Genomic DNA, 23,879 nt, shown 5'->3' with positions numbered 1-23,879 from the left:
CCGACTATAACGCGCCCCGGCGCACGCTGGGAACGTAAGCGCTTTATTCAGATTGTGAATGGATCGTCACGAACTGACTCACTCTGCCTTGGGCGCGGGTTGTTCATATCGGGCATTGAAGGCCTGAACAAAACCATTGCGCAAAATCTGCAAGAACGCCTGGAGCGCACTGATGTCCTGACGATGCACGCTGCCGCTCAATTCGACGCGAGTCGCGAACTGGTTTTTAGGCTGGTTTTTCAGCACCGTCTCAGTGCCGCCCACCACGGCCTCCCAGATAGAACGAAAGAACCCCTTGTCTTTGTTCTCGACATCCTGCTGCCAGTTGAACACTTCCACGTTGCGTAACAACGGTTTGATATAGCCTTTTAAACGACCTTTTTCGGCTTGAGCCTCAATCACCAAATCGCCATTACCGGCATTAAAGTCAAATTTGCCGTAGGCCGAGGCGAAGCTGTTAAAGCGCTTTAATTCAATCTTCGTGGCGCGCAGGCGAAACTCAAAGTTTTCAAAGTTGCTCAGCGGGTCGAAGGTCGCGCTGACTTCCATGGGGGCCTGTCCCAGTAACAGGGCTTTGCCTTCCAGACGGGCATCGCGGTTGCCTTTGACGTCCACCACGTTGGTTAAATTGAAGATGCTGGCATTTATGTCAGTGGCGCTCAGGTTGACGGGCGGTTTGGAGTTGAAGTTGCGAAAAGTGACTTGCCCGTCTTGGATGCGCACCTCGTTCAGCGTGATGGGCAGCAATTTGCGCAATTGCTCGCGCCAGTCGGTGCCTTCACCCGTCTGCGTGGCAGACGTATTGGCGCCGCCATCGACAAAGTTGATGTGCGGCCTGACAAACACGGCCTCGGCGACCACTGCGCGGTCGTACCAGAGTGAGTGCCAACTGACCGCCAGTTCCAGCGTCGGAATTTGCACGAAAGGTACGGGTACCTTGCCTGACACCTTGACGATTTCCAGGTCATTGATTCGATAGGCACCGCGCCACAAGGCCAGATCCACGTCGTTGACATGCCCGCTGTAGTCGCCCATATGGGCCAGTTTGTCGTTCAAGTAATTGCGCACCACATAGGGCAGGGCGATGTGAGCCGCCACCAGCAGTACCACCAACACACCCACTGTCCACAATGGCCATCTGTATCTCGCTTTCATGATAGAACCTCCCTCAGTACAGAATGGACTCCACTGCACGCCAGACGTTCGCATGACTGGACGCCTGAAGACACGAGGCCTACCCTGAGGCCTTTCCAGAAGGTGCATAAGGATCCCGTCATGAGCCGCATTTTTGCAGATAACGCCCAATCCATCGGCAACACGCCTCTCGTCCAGATCAACAGCATCGCCCCCCGTGGCGTGACCATCCTGGCCAAGATAGAAGGGCGCAACCCCGGCTATTCGGTGAAATGCCGCATTGGCGCCAATATGATCTGGGACGCAGAAAGCCGGGGCGTGCTCAAGCCGGGTATGACCATCATTGAACCGACGTCGGGCAACACGGGCATTGGCCTGGCCTTTGTCGCGGCGGCGCGCGGATACAAGTTGATGCTGACCATGCCGTCATCAATGAGCCTTGAACGACGCAAAGTACTCAAGGCCTTGGGCGCTGAACTGGTACTGACTGAGCCGGCCAAAGGCATGAAAGGAGCGATCGACAAGGCGGCTGAAATTCAGGCCACTGACCCGGAAAACTTCTTCATGCCCCAACAGTTCGAAAACCCGGCCAACCCGGCGATTCACGAAAAGACCACTGGCCCGGAAATCTGGAACGACACCGACGGCGGGGTCGATGTGCTGGTGTCGGGCGTGGGCACGGGTGGCACCATTACCGGCATTTCGCGTTACATCAAACACACCCAGGGCAAGCCGATCTTGTCGGTCGCGGTAGAACCTATTACCTCGCCGGTCATTACCCAGGCGCTGGCGGGAGAAGAAATCAAACCGTCGCCGCACAAAATTCAGGGCATTGGTGCCGGTTTTGTGCCGAAAAATCTCGACCTGTCGATTGTCGACAAAGTGGAATTGGTGAGCGATGACGAATCCAAAGCGATGGCCCTGCGCCTGATGCATGAAGAAGGCATCCTGTGCGGCATCTCGTGCGGAGCGGCGATGGCCGCAGCAGTACGCTTGGCCGAGACCCCGGAAATGCAAGGCAAGACCATTGTTGTGATCCTCCCTGACTCGGGTGAGCGCTACCTGTCGAGCTTCCTGTTCAGCGACATCTTCAGCGAGCAAGAATTGCATCAGTAAAGCGATAAAGGGTAGGCGCTGCTACAGCGGCTACCCTCTAAGGCCTGACGCAAATCAAACAGCGTCCCCTTACGCTTATGCATAATTAATCGATTATTACCTGTTCCTTACTACTGAATGTTGGAAGACGCGGGTTTTGTCCTTCGCCGGTAATGTTTATCATGACCGGCTGCCACGCTGCGTGACTGACCCGCTGCAGGTTGCCTATTTTCGAGGAGTTGTTGCATGACCTTATCCTTCGCCATCAAGGCAGGGTTGATACTGCTGTTTGTCGCCAGCATCCTTTACGTGCATTTGCGCGGTAAAGCGCGTTTGCCCGTGCTGCGTCAGTTCGTCAACCACTCCGCGTTCTTTGCGCCTTACAACGCCTTGATGTACCTGTTTTCTGCCGTGCCGTCCAAGCCCTACCTGGACCGCAGCAAATTCCCCGAACTGGATGTGCTCAAGAACAACTGGCAGGTCATTCGTGAAGAAGCCATGCACCTGTTCGACGAAGGCTACATTCGCGCGGCGGAAAAGAACAACGACGCCGGATTCGGTTCGTTCTTCAAAAAAGGCTGGAAGCGTTTTTACCTCAAGTGGTACGACAAGGCGCTGCCATCGGCCGAATTGCTGTGTCCTAAAACAGTTGAACTGGTCAACAGCATCCCCAACGTCAAGGGTGCGATGTTTGCCCTGTTGCCGGGTGGCAGCCACCTCAACCCCCATCGTGACCCGTTTGCCGGATCGTTGCGTTATCACCTTGGGCTGACCACGCCCAACTCCGATGCGTGCCGGATCTTTGTTGACGGTGAAGAATACAGCTGGCGCGATGGCGAAGACGTCATGTTCGATGAGACCTACGTTCACTGGGTCAAGAACGAAACCGACATTACTCGCGTCATCTTGTTCTGTGACATCGAGCGGCCCTTGACCAGCCGCCTGATGACCCGCATCAACCGCTGGGTCAGCGCGCAACTGGGCAAAGCGACTGCCCCGCAAAACACCGACGATGAGCGTGTAGGCGGCATCAACAAAGCCTATGCCTGGAGCAAAACCTTCAGTGACCGGTTCAGTGGTGTGGTTAAACAGTGGAAGCGTCGTCATCCCAAGCTCTACCGAGTGGCCCGCCCGGTATTGGCGGTTATCGTATTGGTACTGTTGGCGCGTTGGTTATTTGGTTAATTAACGGCAACTGCTGTTGCTGTTGCTGTTGCCGTAGATCTTGATCTTGATCTTGATCTTGATCTGGCTTTTGATCTTGATCTGCCGCCCCGTTCGGGAGGCCGAGTGTAGGTTTCGCGGAGTGGGTCGACCGGCATGGATGCCGGGAGAGCCGTGTTGGGCCATGGATGGCCCGTCACGGCGTGCCCACGGAGCGGGACCGGAGCGAGGGAACTTGAGCGAAGCGAAAGCCGTACGCAGGGGCAAGGCCTTTTTGGGTACTTTTGTGGCTGTTTGACAAAAGTGCCTCGCCGTAAGGGCGAAACCCGTAGAAAGTCGTTATACATCGAATGGATATGTACGCTGGCTATTTAGAAGCTTCGAGTACATATCCGTTATATGTGTCTAACTGAACTACGGGTTTCGCCCTTACGGCGAGTTCCTTTTGGCAAACAGCCCCAAAAGGAACCAAAAGGTCCTTGCCCTACCATACGGCCGAACTCGCCTAGGCTCGCCCGGTGCCAGAACGAAGGCACTGTTATGGGGGCCCGCCGCGACGGGCCATCCTTGGCCCGATCGCGGCTGGCTCGGCGTCCTGCCTCGCCACCTCCATAACAGCACCTACGTTCAGCCTCCTGTGAGGGGCCCCAGCGTCGTTCCCACTGTTTCGGTGGCGGCAGTGACATTGTTTTAGAAGCTAGAAGCTAGAAGCTACAAGCTACAAGCTACAAGCTTGAGGCTTGAGGCTTGAGCCTTGCCGCTTGCCGCTACCCTTCCTCCTTCACAACCACCCCTGGCCTAAGCACCAACCACAACGCCACGGCAATCAACACCCCGCCATACACATGGGCCATCGACAACGGCTCGCCCAGAAACAACGCGCCCCAGAGCACGCCAAACGGCGGAATCATAAACGTCACCGTCATCGACTTGACCGGGCCAATACTGGTTAGCAACCGGAAATACAGAATGTACGCAAATGCCGTACACACCAATCCCAGCCCCAACAACGACAACCAGACACTCATCCCGCCCCAGCTGACCGGAGGCTGATTAACCACGCTCAGCGCAAACAGCGGCAGCAAGAACAACGTAGCCCCCAGCATGCTGCCCAGCGCTGACAAACGCGGGTCAAGGCCGCCTTGCTGATCCAGCCAGCGGCGCGCGAGAAAACCGGCAAAGCCATAGCACGTCGTGGCCAGCAAGCAGGCAAGGGCGCCCATCAGCAAGTCCAGGTCGAAGGCCACCGGCCCGGCGCGGGTCAAAACGCCCACACCCAATAGCCCCAAAAACACCCCGGCCAGTTTGGTCAGGGTCAGTTTTTCACTGAAAAACAGCCCCCCAATCAACACGCCCATTAGCGGCGTAGTCGCGTTGAAAATGGCCGAGTAACCCGCGGGCAATACCTGGGCCGCCACTGAGTACAACGTGGCAGGAACCCCGGAGTTGATGACCCCGAGGATTAAAATAACCTTGAATTTCCCGTCAAAATTCCAGCGCACGCGCATCAACGCCAGTATCACCAGCAAGCCGGTGGCCGCTATGGACACCCTAAAAAACGCAGTAGGAACAGTCCCGAGAACTGGAGCGATGATGCGCATAAACAAAAAGCTGGCGCCCCAAATACCTGCCAACGACAGCATTCGGACGATATCGACAAGTCTCACGGCAGTTTCCCTACAAGGTTCGAGCCGGCAAGTGTAAGGGATGCCGGGATTCAGGTGAGTCGGATTTTCACCGCTACGCTGAGCATGATCATGTGAGTCGAGTCGCAATCGGGTGTCATCAGTCCCTACAGATTCGTGCATAAGCGCCTAAATCTGCGACAATCCGCCCCCTGCCTTTACCAAGACTACTGCGCACCTGATGACTGACGAATCGCCTGCTATCGACCAACTGTTGAAAAATCTTGATCACGCCATGATTGCCGACCGGCATAAGCTGCGCCGGCAATTGCATGAACTGCGCAAAAAGCCTGATGACGCCAAGTTGGCCGCATGGGCCGAGCGCGTGCAGGCGTCGTGTGAACAGGTCAAGGCGCGGGCGGCGAGCGTGCCGTTGATTCGTTATGACGAAAATCTGCCGATTGCCGCCAAGCGTGACGAGATCAAGGCTGCATTGCTTAAACATCAGGTGTTGATTCTGGCCGGTGAAACCGGCTCGGGTAAAACCACCCAATTGCCGAAAATCTGCCTTGAAATCGGCCGTGGCCAACACGGGTTGATTGGTCATACGCAGCCGCGTCGTATTGCAGCGCGCAGTGTGGCCAGCCGGGTGGCGGAAGAATTGGCCACGCCGCTGGGGGCGTTGGTCGGTTATCAGGTGCGGTTCGAAGATCAAAGCGATTCCAATACGCTGGTCAAATTGATGACGGACGGCATATTGCTGGCCGAAACCCAGCACGACCGTTATCTGGAACGCTATGACACGATCATCGTCGACGAAGCCCATGAGCGCAGTCTGAATATCGACTTCCTGCTGGGTTATTTGAAAATCCTGCTGCCGCGTCGCCCCGATCTGAAAGTCATCATCACCTCGGCCACCATCGATCTTGAGCGCTTTTCCAAGCACTTTGACGATGCACCGATTGTTGAGGTGTCAGGTCGAACCTTTCCGGTTGAAACCTGGTATCGGCCGCTGACTTCTGAGCAAGACGAGGAGGGCAACAGCGTCGAGGAGGACTTGAGCGTCGATCAGGCGATTCTTGCGACCCTGGATGAAATCGCTGCGTTCGAGCGCAGCGAACGCAAGAGCCCAGGCGATGTGCTGGTATTTTTGCCCGGCGAGCGCGAAATTCGTGACGCCGCCGACATGCTGCGCAAAGCCCAGCTCAAGCACACTGAAATCCTGCCTTTATATGCGCGTCTGACACCGGCCGAGCAGCAGCGGATTTTCCAGTCCCATGCCGGTCGCCGGGTGGTGCTGGCGACCAACGTCGCCGAAACATCGTTGACGGTGCCAGGTATCCGGTATGTGATCGACAGCGGCACCGCGCGCATTAGCCGTTACAGTTATCGGGCCAAAGTTCAGCGCTTGCCGATCGAGGCCATTTCCCAGGCCAGCGCCAACCAGCGTAAAGGTCGGTGTGGTCGGGTTGAGCCGGGTATTTGCGTGCGCTTGTACAGCGAAGAAGACTTTAACGGGCGCCCCGAGTTTACCGATCCGGAGATTCTGCGTACCAACCTGGCCGCCGTTATCTTGCAAATGCTGCACCTGCGTCTGGGCGAAATCACTCAGTTTCCGTTTATTGAGCCGCCCGATGGCAAGGCCATTACTGACGGTTTTAACCTGCTGCAAGAGTTGTCGGCGGTTAACCGTGAGAATCAGCTGACGCCACTGGGCCGCCAATTGGCGCGCTTGCCGGTCGACCCGCGGATGGGGCGTATGCTGCTGGAAGCGGCCAAGTTGGGTAGCTTGCAGGAAGTGTTGATCGTTGCCAGCGCGATGTCGGTGCAAGACCCGCGTGAACGTCCGCCCGAACGTCAGCAAGCCGCGGATCAGGCGCACGCGCAATGGAAAGATGTCGACTCCGATTTTGCCGCACTGATCAATGTCTGGCGTGGCTTTGAAGAGCAGCGTCAGGCGTTGACGGCCAGCCCGTTGCGTAACTGGTGCCGCAAGAATTTCCTGAACTACTTGCGTTTGCGCGAGTGGCGCGACTCGCACCGCCAATTGAGTCTGATCTGCCGCGACATGCAGCTCACCGTCAATAAAGAGCCCGCGGATTACCCCAAACTGCATAAGGCGGTGTTGTCTGGCTTGCTCAGTCAGATCGGGCAAAAAACTGAGGACGGTGATTACCTTGGCGCGCGTCAACGTCGGTTCTGGATTCATCCGTCATCGGGCCTGGGCAAGAAACGCCCGCAATGGTTGATGACCGCCGAGCTGGTTGAAACGACCAAACTGTATGCACGTATGGTCGCCAAAATCGAACCGGACTGGATTGAGCCGCTGGCCGGGCACTTGATCAAAAAGAATTACTTCGAGCCGCACTGGGAGAAGAAGCGCGGGCAAGTGGTGGCCTACGAGCAAATCACTTTGTTCGGCTTGATCGTGGTCGGTCGCCGTGCCGTGCATTACGGGCCGATTGATCCGGTATTGTCGCGCGAGCTGTTTATCCGCGAAGGCCTGGTGCGGGGCGAGATTCAGTCACGGGCCAAGTGTTTGACGGCCAACGCCAGGTTGCTCGAACAGCTCGACGAACTGGAAGCCAAGGCCCGACGCCGCGACATTTTGGCGGACGAAGAAACCCTGTACGCGTTTTACGATGCGCGGCTTCCGGCTGAGATCCATCAGACGGCGACCTTTGACAGCTGGTATCGCATCAACAGTCAGAAAGACCCGCAGCTGCTGATCATGCGCGAGGAGGATGTACTGGCGCGAGAAGCCACTGAAATCACCGCCCAGCATTTCCCGGACACCCTGCATCTGGGCGATTTGACCCTTGAGCTGAGCTATCACTTTGAACCGAACCACCCGCGTGACGGGGTAACGGTCAAAGTGCCAGCGCCGTTACTGCCGGTATTGCCGCCTGAGCGGCTTGAGTGGTTGGTGCCGGGCATGATCGAGGCCAAATGCATTGCACTGGTGCGCAGCCTGCCCAAGGCGCTGCGTAAAAACTTTGTACCGGTGCCGGACTTTGTCAAAGCCGCCTTGCAGCGCATGACGTTTGCCGAAGGTTCGTTGCCTCAGGCGCTGGGTCGCGAGTTGTTGCGCATGACCGGTGCTCGGGTCAGCGATGACGCCTGGGCCGAAGCCGCGCAGCAGGTCGAAAACCACCTGAAGATGAACCTTGAAGTGGTCGACGGCGAAGGTCAGTTTCTCGGCGAAGGCCGTGATTTGGCCGAGTTGACGGCGCGCTTTGCGCAAGCCAGTCAGGCGGCTCTTGCTGTGCCGCAAACGGCAAAAAGCCAGCAGCCGGTCGAGGCCAAGGTGTTCGCCCCTGTGGCAGAAAAAACCCAGCAGAAGATCGCTGGCTTGTCGATGACGGTTTACCCGGCGCTGGTGGAAGAAGGCAATACGGTCAAGGAGGGGCGTTTTTCGACCCCGGCTGAAGCGGAGTATCAACACCGCCGTGCCTTGCAGCGCTTATTGATGCAGCAACTGGCCGAGCCCGCCAAGTTCTTGCGCGGCAAACTGCCGGGTCTGACCGAGCTGGGCTTGCTGTACCGCGAGTTGGGACGGGTTGAGAGTCTGGTTGAAGACATTCTGCTGGCCAGCCTGGACTCGTGCATCCTCGAAGGTGAAGCGAGTCTGCCCCGTGACGGTGCAGGACTGGCGTCCCTGGCTGAGCGTAAACGCGGAGCTTGGACCCAACACGCTGAAAAACTGGCCAAGCTGACGCTGGAGATTCTCAAGCTGTGGCATGGTCTGCAAAAACGCTTCAAGGGCAAGATCGATCTGGCTCAAGCGGTGGCCTTGAATGACATCAAACAGCAATTGAGCCATCTGGTTTACCCGGGTTTTGTTCGCGAAACCCCCGCGATGTGGCTCAAGGAGCTGCCGCGTTATCTGAAAGCGATTGAATTGCGGCTGGAAAAACTGCCGAGTCAGGTGCAGAAGGATCGGGTCTGGAGTGGCGAGCTGAGTGGCCTGTGGGCGCAGTATCAGGCCCGCGCCACCAAGCATGCCCAGGAAGGCAAGCGTGATCCGCAATTGGAGCTGTACCGCTGGTGGCTTGAGGAGTACCGCGTGTCGCTGTTTGGCCAGCAGCTGGGCACCAAGGTGCCGATTTCGGACAAGCGTTTAAGCAAGCAATGGAGTGTGGTTGAGGCTTAGCGAAACAATCCCAACGCTGTAGCCGCTGACGAGGAACGAAGGCTGCGATCTGCGGCAAAGCCGCGGTAAAACCTGACGCGCCGAGGTGTTCCGTTTTGCGACCGCTTCGCGCTCGATCGCAGCCTTCGTCAGCGCAAGCATGATCGCCAGCGAGTTTTTGATCTGGCGTGTGATCTGGCGTGTGATCTGGCGTGTGATCTGGCGTGTGATCTGGCGTGTGATCTGGCTTGTGATCTTGTTTTTGACTTGGCTGTTGATCTGGTTTTTGATCTGCCGCCCCTTCGGGAGGCCGAGAGGAGGTTCTGCGGAGTGGGTCGACCGGCATGGATGCCGGGAGAGCTGCGATCGGGCCATGGATGGCCCGTCGCAGCGTGCCCACGGAGCGGGACCGGAGTGAGGGACACCTGAGCGCAGCGAGGGCCGTACGTGGGGGCGGAAGCGTTTTGGTTACTTTGCCGCTTTTGCAAAGTGACACGCCGTAAGGGCGTAACCATTACTTCAGCCAGACACTAAGAATGGATATGTAATCGAAGCTTTTAATTGGCCAGCGTACATATCCATTAGATGTAGGAACTCTTTCTACGGTTTCCGCCCTTACGGCGGCTCACTTTTGTCAAACAGCCACAAAAGTAAGCAAAAAGTCCTTGCCCTACCATACGGCCGAGCTCGCCTAGGCTCGCCCGGTGCCTTCACTCCGGCACTGTTATGGGGGCACGCCGCGACGGGCCATCCTTGGCCCGATCGCGGCTGGCTCGGCGTCCTGCCTCGCCACCCCCATAACAGCACCTGCGTTCAGCCTCCTGTGAGGGGCCTCAGTGTTCATTTCACTGTTTCGGTGGCGGCAGGGGGATTGTTTTAGAAGCTAAAACCTAAAACCTAAAACCTAAAAGCTCCCCGTACGAGCAGTTGGTTGTGCTCTGAGGATCAAGACAGTACCTACAGAAATACTTCACGCAGGCATGCTGCTCAATCCCGTAAAGGACTTTCTTCTGCTAAAGAAGGCCAAATGCTGGCGTTTATGGCAAACTTCGCGGCTATTAATACCTTAAGCGAATGTAGTTCGGGCTTTTCCTCTCTCTATCAGGGGTCAGCCTTTTTATGACTTGGTACGAACGTGCCAGTATTATCTGCTTGATCAGAATAGAGGAACGACCGTGCATAACGTCGTCATCAGCGGCACCGGCCTGTACACCCCGGCCAACAGCATCTCCAACGAAGAGCTGGTGCAATCTTTCAATACCTGGGTACAGCAGTTCAATGCAGACAACGCTGCAGCCATCGAGGCGGGCGATGTTGAGCCGCTGGCAGAATCCAGCGCTGCCTTTATTGAAAAGGCATCAGGGATTAAAAGCCGCTTTGTGATGGACAAAGAAGGCATTCTTGATCCGCAACGCATGCGCCCGCACTTGCCGGAGCGCTCCAACGACGAAATGTCGGTGCTCTGCGAAATGGCGGTGGGCGTTGCCAAACAGGCGTTGGAACGTGCGGGCAAAACAGCCGCCGATATCGACGGGGTCATTGTCGCCTGCTCCAATTTGCAACGTCCTTACCCGGCCATTGCCATTGAAGTGCAACATGCCTTGGGCATTCAGGGCTTTGGCTTTGACATGAACGTGGCCTGTTCTTCGGCAACCTTTGGTATTCAAACGGCCAGTAACAGTGTGCAATTGGGCCAGGCACGTGCGGTGCTGCTGATCAGCCCTGAAGTGTGCACCGGCCATCTGAATTTCCGGGACCGTGACAGCCACTTTATCTTTGGTGATGCCGCCACGGCGGTGGTCGTTGAGCGTGCCGACCTGGCCACATCTGCGCACCAGTTCGATATTGTCAGCACCAAACTGCTGACCACCTATTCGAACAACATCCGCAATAACTTCGGCTTTCTCAACCGCGCCTCGGATGAGCCGGCAGACAGCCCCGACAAATTGTTCGTGCAAGAAGGTCGCAAGGTTTTCCGCGATGTGTGCCCGATGGTGGCCGAATTGATCGGGCAGCATCTTGAGGAAAACACTATTGATGTCAATGACGTTAAACGCTTCTGGCTGCATCAGGCCAACCTGAGCATGAACCACCTGATCGTCAAACGTCTGCTAGGCCGTGAAGCGACAGTCGAAGAAGCGCCGGTCATTCTCGACACGTACGCCAACACCAGTTCGGCGGGATCGGTGATTGCATTCCACAAGTACCAGGACGATCTGCCGAGCGGGGCGCTGGCAGTGCTGAGTTCGTTCGGTGCCGGGTATTCAATTGGCAGTGTGATTCTGCGCAAGCGTTAAACATCGCTACTTTGCGGGGTGCGAATGCTGACAGCTGACGACACCGATTTGCTCAAGCGTCTGTTGGCAGGTGAGCAGCAGGCGTTTCGAAAGCTGGTCAGTACCTACCAAGGTGCTATGCAGGCGGTTGCCTACGCAATTGTAGGGAACCGCCATGCTGATGAGGTTGTGCAGGATGCCTGGCTATTGGTGGTGCGCAATCTGGCCTCCTTTGAGGGCCGTTCGAGCCTGAAAACCTGGCTGCTGACTATCACGGCCAACTCGGCCAAAAATCGCTATAAACAAAATCGTCGGGAAGTTTTGCTCGACGATCTCCCTTCGCCTCACGGCAGCGTTAACGACGATCGATTCTCCAGCGATGGCCACTGGCTGCTGGCGCCGTTTGCCTGGCATCACGACACCCCGGAAGCCTTGTTGGCTGAAGATGAATTACGTGAATGCCTGGAGCACACGTTGCTCAGCCTGCCGCAATTACAGCGCAGTGTGTTGGTGTTGCGTGAACGTCAGGGGCTGGAGCTGGAAGAGATTTGTAATCTTTTGGACATATCGCTCTCCAATGTTCGGGTGCTGGTGCACCGGGCGAGGCTAAAAGTCTTCGCCACTGTGGAGCATTTTGAGGAAACAGGAGAATGCTGACCTGCAAACAGTACGTTGCGCAGTCAAGTGATTATCTGGATGGTCAGCTGACCTTTCGACAGCGCTTGGTCGCGCGACATCATTTACTTTTTTGCCCTAATTGCCGCCGATTTACCCGGCACATGCGTTTGCTGGGTGCGACCGTGAAAAGGTTTGAGGAACCGCTAGCGGGCGATGTCGAAATGACGGTGCAGCGGATGATGCGCGAACGGCGTACGTAAGTGCAAAAGCGTGGAGACCTTCGGTGGATGTGAAGGGGGCCGAAGGTTTCCACACTCTGCAGGTAACACACAAAACGCTGCTGATTCAGCGTTTTGCTTATTTCCGGGAACCGTAGTGCTTAGAACTTGGCTTCCACGTCCAACTGCAGGGTATTGGCATCGGCATCTTTATGCGTTGAGGTTGCATAGTCGGCTTTGGTCAGGAAGTACGTCACCCCCACACCGAAGTTCTTGTCGATTTCATAACCCACTTTGAACTTATGCCCACGGGAACCGGTGGTGCCGTTGGCAAAGTCGGAGTCGGTGAAGGCACCCACCACAGCGTTACGCTGAATATCGCGGTAGTTGTAGTCCAGGCTGAATGCGTCGAGCTTGCTTTTGAAACCCACCAGCCAGGCGTCGTCCTGATCGCTGTCTGTGGCCGCGTTGTGCACGTATTGGCCGTAAAGCGACAGGGGCACCGGCAGGTTGGCAATATCGACCTGACCAAAACCTTCGTATAGACGGAACTCGTCGGTGCTGTTGCCGTTGACCGCCAGAGCGCACGGTGTGGTCTTGGTGCCAGTGGTCGGGCAGCTGCTGTCCTTGTCGTTGTCGTAGCTGTAAATGCTGCCGCCCAAGGTGACTTTCAGGCTGTCAGTCGGGGCGAATTTGGCACCCAGTTGGCCCGCATACAGCCGCAGGTCGTGGCGGAACTGCACACCTTCACCGTCAACGTTGTCCTTGAGGGTGTAGTAACCGGCGCTGCCGAACATTTCTACACCCGAGTTACCCAAGTTGTGCTTATAAGTCGCCGCCAGACCTTCGGGGTTGATATCGCTATCCCAGATCACGTCGCCCATGCTGACCCACGGTTGTGGCATCTTGCCGCCGATCAGGTGCATGTTGGCCAGCGCGGTCGGGTGGTAGTCGATGTAGGCCTGATCCAACCACAGCTGTTTCTTGTCGAAGTAGTTGTCCAGGTCCTGGTTGGTTGAGCGGGCATCGTCGCCGCCACCGGTAGCAATACGAATACCGGTGTTCACCTGCGGGTTGATTTCGGTGTAGGCGCCCAAGCGAGCACGGATACGCTGGCGATCCTTGTTTTTGCCGTCGGACTCGCCGTCGATCTTGACGTTTTCGTGGCGTACCCGAACGTCACCCTTGAATTCGGTCTTGGCGGCCCAGGCCACTTTTTGTTCAAACGCGCTCAAGTCGGATTTCTTCACCTGATTGGCGGCGGCTTCTTGCTGGGCTTGTTTCTCGCTGGTCAGCTCGGTTTGCAGCTCGGCGTACTGAGCCGGTGATATGGAGCCGTTGGCTTTGAGCATTTCTAGCAGTTTTGCATCGACGCCAGCGCTGGCCGGAACACTCATGGCCAATACCAGTGTGCCACACAGTCCCGCCGCAACTCGTGTAGAAACAAGACGCATATGAATCTCCCAATAGTGAGATGGCTGAGGCCACCGCAGAAACAATCGGCCCTTGATGGGCTCGCTAATAAGAGGTTGAGCGTGACGCTAGCGTGTTGGCAGGCTGACCGCTCATAACCCTGTCTTCTAAGAAGCGGCGCCAGTATCGCGGCTGGATATGACAAAAAAGTGGCAATCTGATAGCAAGTCTGTGACAGCATTCGAACGCTCTGGAACAGTCGTTTGCGCAATATTGCTGGCTGTGCAATCGGCTTCCGGGGTTCTGGTGCTACCATCGCCACTCTTGTGCGTGGGTTGGGGATTTCAATGCCGTTACATCGTCTGGACAGTCTTGCTGGCATTTCAGCCCAGGAATGGGATGCATTGGTGCCGCTGACGCAACCGTTTTTGCGTCACGCTTTTCTCAGTGCGCTGGAAGACAGCGGCAGCCTTGGCCCGCATTCGGGCTGGAAGCCCGAGCACCTTCTGCATTATGAAAACGGTCAGTTGCTCGCGGCGTTGCCCAGTTATCGTAAATGGCATTCCTACGGCGAATATGTGTTCGACCACGAATGGGCGAATGCGTGTGAGCGGGCGGGTATCGACTATTACCCCAAACTGCTCACGGCCGTTCCGTTCAGCCCGGTCAGCGGGCCCCGGCTGTTGGCCGCGCGAAGTGAGGATGGCCTTGAGTTGCTGGCGGCCTTGCCGGGCTATTTGAAGATAGAAGGGCTGTCCAGTGCGCACATCAACTTTACCGATCCCTTGGCCGACACCGCGTTGGCGCAACAACCGGGATGGCTGCAACGCATCGGCTGTCAGTTTCATTGGCAGAACCGTGATTACCGCGACTTTCAGGATTTTCTGGATGCGCTGAGTTCACGCAAGCGCAAGCAAATGCGCAAGGAGCGCGAGCAGGTGGCGGGGCAGGGTTTTGAGTTTGAGTGGCTCGAAGGCCAGCAGGTCAGTGAGGCGCAGTGGGATTTCGTCTACGCCTGTTATGCCAATACCTATGCGGTGCGCCGCCAGACGCCTTATCTAACGCGAGCGTTTTTCAGCCTGCTGGCTGAACGCATGCCCGAGTCCATTCGCGTGGTAATGGCCAAACAAGGCTCTGCGCCCGTCGCAATGGCGTTTAGCCTGTTGGGTGGCGACAGTCTTTATGGACGCTACTGGGGCTGTCTGGGGGAGTTTGACCGGCTGCATTTCGAAACGTGTTTCTATCAAGGAATGGACTATGCCATTGCGCACGGCATACAGCGTTTTGATGCGGGCGCACAGGGTGAGCACAAACTGATACGCGGTTTTGAGCCGGTGATCACTCATTCATGGCATTACTTGCGCCATCCAGGGTTGAAAGCCGCGGTCAGTGATTTTCTGGATCGTGAGCGGGTCGGTGTGCTGGCGTATGCCGAAGAGGCGAGGGCGGCGCTGCCATACCGGCAGGCCTGACCCTCGCATTTTTGTCAGTCTATGCCGACAAAGCCGCCCGTTTGATGCTGCCAAAGACGTGCGTATAAACCGCCGTGGGCGAGCAGTTCGGCGTGGGTGCCGCTTTCTGCGATATGGCCTTTTTCGAGCACGACCAAACGATCCATTCGCGCAATCGTTGAAAGCCGGTGAGCGATGGCGATAACTGTTTTGCCTTGCATGAGGGTTTCCAGGCTTTCCTGAATGGCGGCTTCCACTTCGGAGTCCAGCGCCGAGGTGGCTTCGTCCATGATCAGGATCGGCGCATTTTTGAGCAGCACGCGAGCAATGGCGATGCGCTGGCGTTGCCCGCCTGACAACTTAACCCCGCGCTCGCCGACATGCGCATCAAAGCCGGTGCGGCCTTGAGCGTCGGACAGCTGCGGGATGAATTCGTCAGCGCGGGCTTTGTGCACGGCTTCCCATAGCTCTTCGTCGGTGGCGTCCGGCTTGCCGTACAGCAAGTTGTCGCGAATCGAACGGTGCAGCAATGAGGTGTCCTGAGTGATCATGCCGATTTGTTCGCGCAGGCTTTCCTGTGTCACGTCGGCGATGTTCTGGTCATCGATCAGAATTCTGCCGCCTTGCACGTCATACAGGCGCAAGAGCAGGTTCACCAGTGTGGACTTGCCAGCGCCCGAAGGGCCGATCAAGCCGATCTTCTCCCCGGGTTTGATCACCAGATTGAGGTCGCTGATGATCCCGCTGCGCTTGCCGTAATGAAAGTCGACATGTTCGAAGCGCACTTCACCGCGTTTGATCTCAAGGCGCGGTGCCCCTTCACGGTCATTCACGGCAACGGGCTGGGCAATGGTCTGCAAACCGTCCTGGACCATCCCGATATTTTCGAAAATGCCATTGACGACCCACATGATCCAGCCGGACATGTTGACGATCCGGATCACCAGACCGGTGGCCAGCGCAATCGCACCCACGCTGATCAATGACTGGCTCCACAGCCACAAGGCCAGGCCGCTGGTGGTAACGATCAGCAGGCCGTTAAGGCTGGTGATGGTCACGTCCATGCTGGTCACAACGCGGCTGGCCAGTTGGGTTTTTTCAGTTTGTTCAATGATCGCTTCGCGCGCGTACTGCTGCTCGAAGTTGGTGTGCGCGAACAGTTTGAGCGTAGTGATATTGGTGTAGCCGTCGACGATACGGCCCATCAATTTGGAACGTGCATCGGACGACACTACCGAGCGCTCTTTGACGCGCGGCACGAAGTAATACAGTGCGCCGATATAGAGCACGATCCAGGTCAGCAACGGGATCATCAGGCGCCAGTCGGCTTCGGCAAACAGCACCAGCGAACTGATCGCATAGATCAATACATGCCACAGGGCATCCACGGCCTGCACCGCCGAATCGCGTAGTGAGTTGCCTGTTTGCATGATGCGCTGGGCAATGCGGCCAGCGAAATCGTTCTGGAAAAAGTTGAGGCTTTGTTTGAGTACATAGCTGTGGTTTTGCCAGCGGATCATGCTGGTCATGCTCGGGCTGAGCGTCTGATGAACCAGCAGGTCATGCAGGCCGAAGAATACCGGGCGGATGATCAACGCCACCACGGCCATCCAGATCAGTTCACCGCTATGGACTTTGAAAAAGTCTGTATTGGGCGTGCCCTGGGTCAGGTCGATCAACGTACTCAGGTAACTGAACAGTGACACTTCAATCAAGGCCGCGACCAGACCTACCACCAGCAAGGCAGCGAAGATGGGCCACACCTGACGCAGGTAATAGAGGTAGAACGCCCAGACAGTACTGGGCGGGGCGGCGGTGGGCGCTTCGCGGAAAATATCGATCAGTTTTTCAAAACGACGATAAAGCATGTTCACTGACGCCCGCTGCGCGGACTCTCCTTTAGTGGTGTGACCGGCCCGTCAACAGGGCGGTGAGGGTGTGGGCCGGTCGTGCTCCCTGCAAGATTCGGCTTATCAGTCGATACGCTTGGCGGACTTGATCAGCACCGGGTCGATCGGCACATTCTGCATGCCTTGTTTGGTGGTGGTCTGCGAATTGACGATTTGGTCCACCACGTCCATGCCGTTCACGACTTTGGCAAATACGGCGTAACCCGCGTCGCGGCCCGGGTCGAGAAAGGCGTTGTCAGCCACGTTGATAAAGAACTGGCTAGTCGCCGAGTTAGGGTTTGAGGTGCGCGCCATCGACAACGTACCGCGTACGTTATGCAGGCCATTGCTGGCTTCGTTTTTGATCGGGTCGCGCGTCGGTTTTTGCACCATCTCCTTTGTAAACCCGCCGCCCTGAACCATAAAGCCCGGGATCACGCGGTGGAAAATAGTGTTGGTGTAAAAGCCGCTGTCGACATATTTCAGAAAGTTTTCGCTGCTGATCGGCGCCTTTACCGGGTCCAGCTCGATTTCGATCTGGCCGAAGCTGGTGTCCAGCAGAACGTGCGGGGCTTTAGCCGCAGGGGCGGCCATCAGGTTGGCAGCGAAGATCAGGCCTGCGGCAGCGAGGGCGAGTTTTTTCAACATGGGTCAATAATCCTGAACAGTGGTGGCAACGGGGTGAGGGAACTCACTCACGACGAAAAATTGGAGGTCACGAGCCAGCCAAGGCCAGCGGGTAAACCTTGGACAGGATATTCGCGATCGATGTTCCTGCCCACCCTTGTGATAGTTACAGGGCGGTGATCAGCCTTTCAGAGGTGCGGTGTCAAAGGTGCGCAGTAATTCGACCAGTATTTGGGTGGCCGGCCCCAATGGCTTGTCCTTGTTGGAGTACAGGAAAAACAGCGGATGGCGATTGCCGCCCTGGTTCAGCGGCAGAGGTTTAAGCGTGCCTTCTTTAAGCTCGCGCTCGATCATGTGGCGGGGGAGCCAAGCAAAGCCCAGCCCGCTGCTGACAAAGGCGGCAGCCGTGGCGAGACTGCCCACGGTCCAGCGCTGTTCTGCGCCCAGCCAGCCCATGTCGCGGGGCTGTTGGCGTCCGGAGTCGCGAATCACCACCTGCAACTGGCTTTCGAGATCCTGAAAGTGCAACTCGCGTTGCAGTTTATGCAAGGGATGGTCAGGGTGAGCTACGGCCACGAATTCCACAGCGCTTAATTCGGCACCTAGATAACCGGGGATATTAAAGCTGCTGATGGCCAGGTCGGCCACGCCTTCGAGCAGGACTTCTTCGACACCGGAAAGCACTTCTTCGCGCAAACGCACACGACAGCCGCGGCTTTGCGGCATGAAAGCGGTCAGCGCCTGCACCAACCGAGCGTTGGGGTAGGCGGCATCCACCACCAGCCGGACTTCGGCCTCCCAGCCTTGCTCCATATGATGGGCCAAATCTTCGAGTTGGCTGGCTTGCTTCACCAATTGTCGGGAGCGGCGCAACAAGACGCCCCCTGCTTCAGTCAACACGGCTTTACGCCCGTCGATACGCAATAACGGCACACCGAGCTGATCCTGCATACGGGCCACGGTATAGCTGACAGACGATTGCGAGCGATGCAGCACTTCTGCGGCTTGGGCGAAGCCGCCATGGTCGACCACGGCTTGTAAAGTGCGCCACTGATCAAGGGTCACACGGGGCGCTTTCACGATGAATTCCTCTGCAGTTACCGGTTGTGTGGTGACTTTATAAACAGTTTTATAGATAGGTTGTAGCAGATATTTACTATTTTTTATCGAGGCATTGTCCTATAACCTAGATTCCATTGTCCTGCATCGGTTAGCGATTAAGCCTACGCAGCGTGTCAAAAATTCCGATCCGTTAAGCACCTATTTAATCGGCAGATAATTGAACGCTGGCTTAATCGGTTCATTGCTCCTTCAAGCATGCGGTTCGCGCATCGAACCTCCCTTTGCACTTTAAGTGAGTGCTCCTGCCCGATCAGCCCCTGCGCTGAATCGGGTTTTTTTTTGCCAGCATTTTACTGGCGATCGAAAACCGCTAAGGTCCCGCACATTCCTTTTGGCTCGCCGGTGCTGCGCCGAGCGAACCGTGTGACTTACGGGCGAAAATCTATGGGCTATTTGTTATTTGTCACGCTGATACAGGCGTTTTCCTTCAGCTTGATTGGCGAGTACCTGGCGGGTCACGTCGACAGCTACTTTGCCGTACTGGTGCGTGTGGTGCTGGCTGGGTTGGTGTTTATCCCGTTGACACGCTGGCGACAGGTAGAGCCCGGCTTCATGCGCGGCATGTTGCTGATCGGGGCGCTGCAATTCGGCATCACCTACGTGTGCCTGTACTTGAGTTTTCGTGTCCTGACTGTGCCAGAAGTTCTGCTGTTCACTATTCTTACGCCATTACACGTGACCTTGATCGAGGACGCACTCAATCGCCGGTTTAATCCGTGGGCGCTGGTGGCTGCACTGGTCGCGGTCGCGGGGGCGGGTGTGATTCGCTTTGACAGCATCAGCCCGGACTTCTTTAAAGGCTTCCTGCTGTTGCAACTGGCCAACTTCACCTATGCCGCCGGTCAGGTCTTGTACCGTCGATTGGTGGCGCGTTACCCGAGTGACGTGCCGCACTACCGGCGTTTCGGCTTTTTCTATGTGGGTGCGCTGGCAGTGGTGTTGCCGGCCTTTATGCTGTTTGGCAAAGCCCACTTTCTGCCTGATGCGCCGTTGCAGTGGGGCGTGCTGGTCTTTCTGGGGCTGGTGTCGACTGCGTTGGGGATGTATTGGTGGAACAAAGGTGCATGCATGGTCAGCAGCGCAACGCTGGCGGTGATGAACAACCTGCATGTGCCGGTGGGGTTGTTGCTCAATCTGCTGATCTGGAACCAGCACGAGCCGCTGGGGCGTTTGCTGATTGGCGGTCTGGTGATTGTTGTGGCTGTCTGGATCAGTCGCCTAGACCGCAGAGCTATCAGGGTCTAAGGTCAAGTTCAGTCTAGCAACCACCTTCAAGGAGAGTCGTAATGACAGTCAGGGTGTTGATCTTGCCGGGCCTGTTCAATTCAGGGACAGAGCATTGGCAATCTCACTGGGAACAGCGCTACAGCGGGCTGCACCGGGTTAAACAGGACAACTGGGAAACCCCCGTGTGTACCGACTGGGTAAATAACCTGCAAAAAAAGATCAGCAAAAGCGAGCGACCGGTGGTGCTGGTGGGGCACAGTCTGGCGTGCGCATTGATCGCCCGTTGGGCGCAGGAGTATCCCGCGCAAGCCAAGCGCGTTCGCGGCGCTTTACTGGTGGCACCCAGTGACACCGAAGCGCAAAGCTACCCGGCGGGGACCACGGGTTTTACGCCCATGCCGCTCAATGCTTTGCCTTTTGATGCAATTACCGTGGCCAGCACCAACGATCCTTACGTGAGCCGCGAGCGGGCCACCGCATTTAGCAATGCCTGGGGCAGCGAGCTGGTGTGGCTGGAAAACGCTGGCCATATCAATGCCGAGGGTGGCGTTGGCGCGTGGCCAGAAGGGATTGAGCTGTTGTTCAAACTGACAGGCGACCCGCAGTTCAAACACAGCTGAGTAACGGGTGCCCATGGTTACGAAGCGCTATAAAGCCATTCAGATCGGTGTTTTTGGGTCGGTAATGGCCTCTCAGGGTTGCGGCCTTACGCCGCGTCACTTTGAGCAGCGCAAAGTAACCAAACGCTCTTGCCCCTACCACGCGGTGCCTCGCTTTGGCTCGGCATGCCCTCGCACAGGCAATGCTCCGTAGGCCGCCGCGATCGGCCATCCTTGGCCGTGTCGCGGCTAACCCGGCGTCCTGCCGGGTTACCTACTGCGCATTCCCTGTGTTCGGCCAGCGTGCTTTAAGGGGGCGCTTTAGATCAAAAGCTAAAGCAACCTCAAAAGCTCGCATTACTCGTCAGCTGCTACGTGAATCTTCGCTCACCTGTTCAGTCACCACCAGCGGCGCTTGAACCTTGCCCTGCAAGCCCTGGCGCAGGTCATTGCCGCTGGGTTGCTGGTACACACTCAAACCAAACTCTGGCAAGAGTGACAACAGGTAGTCGAAAATATCGCCCTGAATACGCTCGTATTCGTCCCAGACCGTCGTGCGGGTAAAGCAATACACCTCCAGCGGCACGCCTTGCGGGGTGGCTTGCAGTTGGCGAACCATGCAGGTCATGTTCGGCTGAATATCGGGATGGCTCTTCAGATACGCCAGTGCATAAGCGCGGAAGGTACCGATATTGGTCATGCGCCGACGGTTGGCGGACAGGGCGGCGACATTGCCTTGGGCTTCGTTCCAGTGCTTGAGCTCAACTTTTTTGCGCACCAGGTAATCGCTCAACAGGCGTACCTGTTCCAGACGTTGCTCCTGTTCATCGCTCAAAAAGCCAACATCGCCAGCGTCGATAAACAGACTGCGCTTGATGCGTCGACCACCGGATTGCTGCATGCCGCGCCAGTTTTTGAACGACTCGGACATCAAGCGCCAGGTTGGAATGGACACGATGGTCTTATCGAAATTCTGCACTTTGACAGTGTGCAGGGTGATATCGATCACGTCCCCATCGGCACCTACCTGAGGCATTTCGATCCAGTCACCCACCCGCAGCAAATCGTTGCTGGTCAACTGCACACTGGCCACGAACGACAACAGCGTGTCTTTATAGACCAGCAAAATGACCGCCGACATGGCGCCCAGCCCCGATAGCAGCAACATGGGCGAGCGGTCGATCAGGGTGGCGACAATAATGATGGCCGAAAACACATACAGCAGCATTTTAGCCAGCTGGATATAGCCCTTGATCGGGCGTGTCTTGGCGTAGTTGGTGCGCGAATAGATGTCGAGCAAGGCGTCCAGCAGGGACGCAATAACCCGTGTCAGCGCAAAAATAGTGATTGCCAGTGCCAGGTTGCCCAAGAAGTGACGACCGGTGTCACTCATGTCCGGTACAAGGTTGCGGCCAAACTGCACCACCAGCGAAGGTGTCATTTGCGCCAGGCGATCGAAGACCTTGTGTTCGCGAAGATCATTGACCCAGTGCAAGGCTGGCTGGCGAGCGAGGATTTTTGTCACGCGCAGGATAATGATGCGTGCGATGTGGCCAGCGAGCAGGGCAACGCCCACCAGAACGATCAGTCCCATTAAGGCCGTGATCCAGGGATGTTGATCCAAAGAGGCCCACAGGTCCTGGATTTGGCCCCAGAGTGCTTGAGTATCCATAAGCTAAAACGTTATCTCAGTAATAAATGACCATGGGATTAGAGCACTTCAGGGCGTTTTAGGGGACTCGATTGGACTAAAGAGCCTAAAAAACCATTTGTTTCATGCCGTTCGTGCAAAGTAACTCGGCCTGCGCGCTCGAAACCGTTACTCTATGCCGCTGATTTTTTGCATTTCTTCGAGGTAGCACCCGTGTTTTCCGATTTCGCCCTGCACGAACGCCTGCTTAAAGCTGTGGCCGAGCTTAAATTTGTCGAGCCTACGCCTGTGCAAGCAGCGGCCATCCCGCTCGCGCTCGAAGGGCGTGACCTGCGGGTTACAGCTCAAACCGGGAGCGGCAAAACAGCTGCTTTCGTCCTGCCGATCCTCAATCGTCTGATTGGCCCGGCCAAAATTCGCGTCAGCATCAAAGCGCTGATTTTGCTGCCGACCCGCGAGCTGGCACAGCAAACGCTCAAAGAAGTTGAGCGTTTTTCGCAGTTCACGTTCATCAAGTCCGGTCTGATCACCGGCGGTGAAGACTTCAAGGTTCAGGCCGCCATGCTGCGCAAGGTGCCGGACATTCTTATCGGTACGCCCGGCCGTTTGCTGGAGCAACTGAACGCTGGCAACCTTGACCTCAAAGAGGTTGAAGTGCTGGTGCTGGATGAAGCTGACCGCATGCTCGACATGGGGTTCTCCGAAGACGTTCAGCGTCTGGTCGACGAATGCCCGAACCGTCAGCAAACCATGTTGTTCTCGGCCACCACGGGTGGTTCCGGCCTGCGCGAGATGATTGGCAAGGTGCTGACCAACCCTGAGCACTTGCAGCTCAATCAGGTCAGCCAGCTGAACGCCACCACGCGTCAGCAAGTCATCACCGCCGACCACAACCAGCACAAAGAACAAATTGTGAACTGGTTGCTGGCCAATGAGACGTATCAAAAGGCCATTATTTTCACCAATACCCGTGCCATGGCTGACCGTATCTACGGTCGTCTGGTGGCGCAGGAATACAAGGCTTTTGTCTTGCACGGTGAAAAAGACCAGAAGGACCGTAAGCTGGCCATTGACCGCCTCAAGCAAGGTGGCGTCAAAATCCTCGTGGCCACTGACGTGGCTGCACGTGGTCTGGACGTCGAAGGTCTGGATATGGTGATCAACTTCGACATGCCCCGCAGCGGCGACGAATACGTTCACCGTATTGGCCGCACAGGCCGTGCCGGTAACGACGGCCTGGCGATCTCGTTGATCTGTCACGGTGACTGGAACCTCATGTCCAGCATCGAGCGTTACTTGAAGCAAAGCTTTGAGCGCCGCGTGATCAAGGAAGTCAAAGGTACCTACGGCGGCCCTAAAAACGTCAAGGCGTCGGGTAAAGCGGTAGGTGTGAAGAAGAAAAAAACTGACGCTAAAGGCGTCAAGAAGAAGACCGGCGCCAAGGCCCCGACTAAGCGCAAAATCGCCAACCGTCCAAAGACCGACGCGCTGTCGCTGGTCAGCAAAGACGGCATGGCGCCGCTCAAGCGACGCAAGCCAGAAGCCCCAGCGGCTGAGTAACAGGTTATCGCGATGCACAAAAAACCCGGCGAAAGCCGGGTTTTTTATTGGCTGCTCGAGGTGCTGAAGGGGTCGAAA

19 protein-coding genes are annotated in these 23,879 nt (G+C 56.6%); 10 read left to right on the top strand and 9 right to left on the bottom strand.

Annotation, left to right across the window (positions count from 1 at the left end; genetic code table 11):
- Positions 1-78: 78 nt before the first annotated feature.
- Positions 79-1,155, bottom strand: coding sequence for a DUF748 domain-containing protein (locus ACI7MX_RS14805; protein ID WP_405589250.1), 1,077 nt, complete (start codon positions 1,153-1,155; stop codon positions 79-81).
- Positions 1,156-1,275: 120 nt separating this feature from the next.
- Here ACI7MX_RS14805 and cysK point away from each other — a divergent pair, with 120 nt between their 5' ends.
- Both cysK and ACI7MX_RS14795 read left to right on the top strand, forming a co-directional pair.
- Positions 1,276-2,250, top strand: coding sequence for a cysteine synthase A (gene cysK / locus ACI7MX_RS14800; RefSeq protein WP_405589253.1), 975 nt, complete (start codon positions 1,276-1,278; stop codon positions 2,248-2,250).
- Positions 2,251-2,475: 225 nt separating this feature from the next.
- A complete protein-coding gene (locus ACI7MX_RS14795; RefSeq protein WP_405589256.1) occupies positions 2,476-3,414 on the top strand; it encodes an aspartyl/asparaginyl beta-hydroxylase domain-containing protein in 939 nt (312 codons plus the stop codon).
- On the opposite strand, the gene ACI7MX_RS14790 is transcribed toward ACI7MX_RS14795, so the two are convergent.
- A complete protein-coding gene (locus ACI7MX_RS14790; RefSeq protein WP_405589258.1) occupies positions 3,415-3,579 on the bottom strand; it encodes a hypothetical protein in 165 nt (54 codons plus the stop codon).
- Positions 3,580-4,160: 581 nt separating this feature from the next.
- Positions 4,161-5,060, bottom strand: a complete 900-nt coding sequence (locus tag ACI7MX_RS14785) for a DMT family transporter (protein WP_314493135.1) — start codon at positions 5,058-5,060, stop codon at positions 4,161-4,163.
- Between the two features lie 199 nt (positions 5,061-5,259).
- Between ACI7MX_RS14785 and hrpA the strand changes: the two genes are divergently transcribed.
- Entirely contained in the window at positions 5,260-9,171 is a 3,912-nt protein-coding gene (gene hrpA / locus ACI7MX_RS14780) for an ATP-dependent RNA helicase HrpA (protein ID WP_405589262.1), read from the top strand.
- On the opposite strand, the gene ACI7MX_RS14775 is transcribed toward hrpA, so the two are convergent.
- Positions 9,139-9,525: a hypothetical protein gene (locus tag ACI7MX_RS14775; RefSeq protein WP_405589279.1), complete on the bottom strand. Its 387-nt coding sequence runs from the start codon at positions 9,523-9,525 to the stop codon at positions 9,139-9,141. The genes hrpA and ACI7MX_RS14775 overlap by 33 nt on opposite strands.
- A gap of 800 nt (positions 9,526-10,325) precedes the next feature.
- Between ACI7MX_RS14775 and ACI7MX_RS14770 the strand changes: the two genes are divergently transcribed.
- The 3 genes from ACI7MX_RS14770 to ACI7MX_RS14760 are packed head-to-tail and all read left to right on the top strand — an operon-like array spanning position 10,326 to position 12,304.
- Positions 10,326-11,447 carry a beta-ketoacyl-ACP synthase III gene (locus ACI7MX_RS14770; protein ID WP_405589282.1) on the top strand — a complete coding sequence of 374 codons (1,122 nt, stop codon included), beginning with the start codon at positions 10,326-10,328 and terminating at the stop codon, positions 11,445-11,447.
- Positions 11,448-11,471: 24 nt separating this feature from the next.
- Complete coding sequence (locus tag ACI7MX_RS14765) at positions 11,472-12,083, top strand: RNA polymerase sigma factor (protein ID WP_405589284.1); 612 nt, start codon at positions 11,472-11,474, stop codon at positions 12,081-12,083.
- Positions 12,077-12,304 (top strand): zf-HC2 domain-containing protein, encoded by a 228-nt coding sequence (locus ACI7MX_RS14760; protein ID WP_405589287.1) that lies wholly within the window; start codon positions 12,077-12,079, stop codon positions 12,302-12,304. The genes ACI7MX_RS14765 and ACI7MX_RS14760 overlap by 7 nt, the downstream gene beginning before the upstream one ends.
- Positions 12,305-12,423: 119 nt before the next feature.
- On the opposite strand, the gene ACI7MX_RS14755 is transcribed toward ACI7MX_RS14760, so the two are convergent.
- Entirely contained in the window at positions 12,424-13,716 is a 1,293-nt protein-coding gene (locus ACI7MX_RS14755) for a putative porin (RefSeq protein ID WP_405589290.1), read from the bottom strand.
- A gap of 306 nt (positions 13,717-14,022) precedes the next feature.
- On the opposite strand from ACI7MX_RS14755, the gene ACI7MX_RS14750 reads away from it, so the two are divergent.
- The gene (locus tag ACI7MX_RS14750) at positions 14,023-15,147 is read left to right on the top strand and encodes a GNAT family N-acetyltransferase (protein ID WP_405589293.1); all 1,125 of its coding nucleotides are present in this window, start codon (positions 14,023-14,025) and stop codon (positions 15,145-15,147) included.
- A gap of 14 nt (positions 15,148-15,161) precedes the next feature.
- Here the strand turns inward: ACI7MX_RS14750 and ACI7MX_RS14745 are convergent, their stop codons facing one another.
- From ACI7MX_RS14745 to ACI7MX_RS14735, 3 genes are all read right to left on the bottom strand, one after another.
- Positions 15,162-16,994, bottom strand: a complete 1,833-nt coding sequence (locus ACI7MX_RS14745; protein WP_314483451.1) for an ABC transporter ATP-binding protein — start codon at positions 16,992-16,994, stop codon at positions 15,162-15,164.
- Positions 16,995-17,099: 105 nt separating this feature from the next.
- Positions 17,100-17,663: a peptidylprolyl isomerase gene (locus ACI7MX_RS14740; protein ID WP_314483452.1), complete on the bottom strand. Its 564-nt coding sequence runs from the start codon at positions 17,661-17,663 to the stop codon at positions 17,100-17,102.
- A gap of 159 nt (positions 17,664-17,822) precedes the next feature.
- Positions 17,823-18,722, bottom strand: a complete 900-nt coding sequence (locus ACI7MX_RS14735; RefSeq protein WP_314483453.1) for a LysR family transcriptional regulator — start codon at positions 18,720-18,722, stop codon at positions 17,823-17,825.
- Between the two features lie 426 nt (positions 18,723-19,148).
- Here ACI7MX_RS14735 and ACI7MX_RS14730 point away from each other — a divergent pair, with 426 nt between their 5' ends.
- Positions 19,149-20,009 carry a carboxylate/amino acid/amine transporter gene (locus tag ACI7MX_RS14730; RefSeq protein ID WP_314483454.1) on the top strand — a complete coding sequence of 287 codons (861 nt, stop codon included), beginning with the start codon at positions 19,149-19,151 and terminating at the stop codon, positions 20,007-20,009.
- A gap of 41 nt (positions 20,010-20,050) precedes the next feature.
- Entirely contained in the window at positions 20,051-20,611 is a 561-nt protein-coding gene (locus ACI7MX_RS14725; protein ID WP_405589298.1) for an RBBP9/YdeN family alpha/beta hydrolase, read from the top strand.
- 343 nt (positions 20,612-20,954) lie between these two features.
- Here ACI7MX_RS14725 and ACI7MX_RS14720 read toward each other — a convergent pair whose 3' ends face one another.
- Positions 20,955-22,262, bottom strand: coding sequence for a mechanosensitive ion channel family protein (locus ACI7MX_RS14720; protein ID WP_314483457.1), 1,308 nt, complete (start codon positions 22,260-22,262; stop codon positions 20,955-20,957).
- A gap of 192 nt (positions 22,263-22,454) precedes the next feature.
- Between ACI7MX_RS14720 and ACI7MX_RS14715 the strand changes: the two genes are divergently transcribed.
- Positions 22,455-23,801, top strand: coding sequence for a DEAD/DEAH box helicase (locus tag ACI7MX_RS14715; RefSeq protein ID WP_314483459.1), 1,347 nt, complete (start codon positions 22,455-22,457; stop codon positions 23,799-23,801).
- Positions 23,802-23,879: the final 78 nt, after the last annotated feature.

It is taken from the genome of Pseudomonas sp. 2024-210, from assembly GCF_045062345.1.
Lineage (GTDB): Bacteria > Pseudomonadota > Gammaproteobacteria > Pseudomonadales > Pseudomonadaceae > Aquipseudomonas.
Note: the sequence above shows the minus strand (reverse complement) of the source record. Positions and strands in the feature narration are given on the sequence as shown.

Excerpts from the sequence above, each read along its gene's own strand:
- ACI7MX_RS14805 (WP_405589250.1), bottom strand. The coding sequence starts at position 1,155 with ATGAAAGCGAGATACAGATGGCCATTGTGGACAGTGGGTGTGTTGGTG.
- cysK (WP_405589253.1), top strand. The coding sequence starts at position 1,276 with ATGAGCCGCATTTTTGCAGATAACGCCCAATCCATCGGCAACACGCCT.
- ACI7MX_RS14795 (WP_405589256.1), top strand. The coding sequence starts at position 2,476 with ATGACCTTATCCTTCGCCATCAAGGCAGGGTTGATACTGCTGTTTGTC.
- ACI7MX_RS14790 (WP_405589258.1), bottom strand. The coding sequence starts at position 3,579 with ATGGCCCAACACGGCTCTCCCGGCATCCATGCCGGTCGACCCACTCCG.
- hrpA (WP_405589262.1), top strand. The coding sequence starts at position 5,260 with ATGACTGACGAATCGCCTGCTATCGACCAACTGTTGAAAAATCTTGAT.
- ACI7MX_RS14775 (WP_405589279.1), bottom strand. The coding sequence starts at position 9,525 with ATGGCCCGATCGCAGCTCTCCCGGCATCCATGCCGGTCGACCCACTCC.
- ACI7MX_RS14765 (WP_405589284.1), top strand. The coding sequence starts at position 11,472 with ATGCTGACAGCTGACGACACCGATTTGCTCAAGCGTCTGTTGGCAGGT.
- ACI7MX_RS14760 (WP_405589287.1), top strand. The coding sequence starts at position 12,077 with ATGCTGACCTGCAAACAGTACGTTGCGCAGTCAAGTGATTATCTGGAT.
- ACI7MX_RS14755 (WP_405589290.1), bottom strand. The coding sequence starts at position 13,716 with ATGCGTCTTGTTTCTACACGAGTTGCGGCGGGACTGTGTGGCACACTG.
- ACI7MX_RS14750 (WP_405589293.1), top strand. The coding sequence starts at position 14,023 with ATGCCGTTACATCGTCTGGACAGTCTTGCTGGCATTTCAGCCCAGGAA.
- ACI7MX_RS14745 (WP_314483451.1), bottom strand. The coding sequence starts at position 16,994 with ATGCTTTATCGTCGTTTTGAAAAACTGATCGATATTTTCCGCGAAGCG.
- ACI7MX_RS14740 (WP_314483452.1), bottom strand. The coding sequence starts at position 17,663 with ATGTTGAAAAAACTCGCCCTCGCTGCCGCAGGCCTGATCTTCGCTGCC.
- ACI7MX_RS14730 (WP_314483454.1), top strand. The coding sequence starts at position 19,149 with ATGGGCTATTTGTTATTTGTCACGCTGATACAGGCGTTTTCCTTCAGC.
- ACI7MX_RS14725 (WP_405589298.1), top strand. The coding sequence starts at position 20,051 with ATGACAGTCAGGGTGTTGATCTTGCCGGGCCTGTTCAATTCAGGGACA.
- ACI7MX_RS14720 (WP_314483457.1), bottom strand. The coding sequence starts at position 22,262 with ATGGATACTCAAGCACTCTGGGGCCAAATCCAGGACCTGTGGGCCTCT.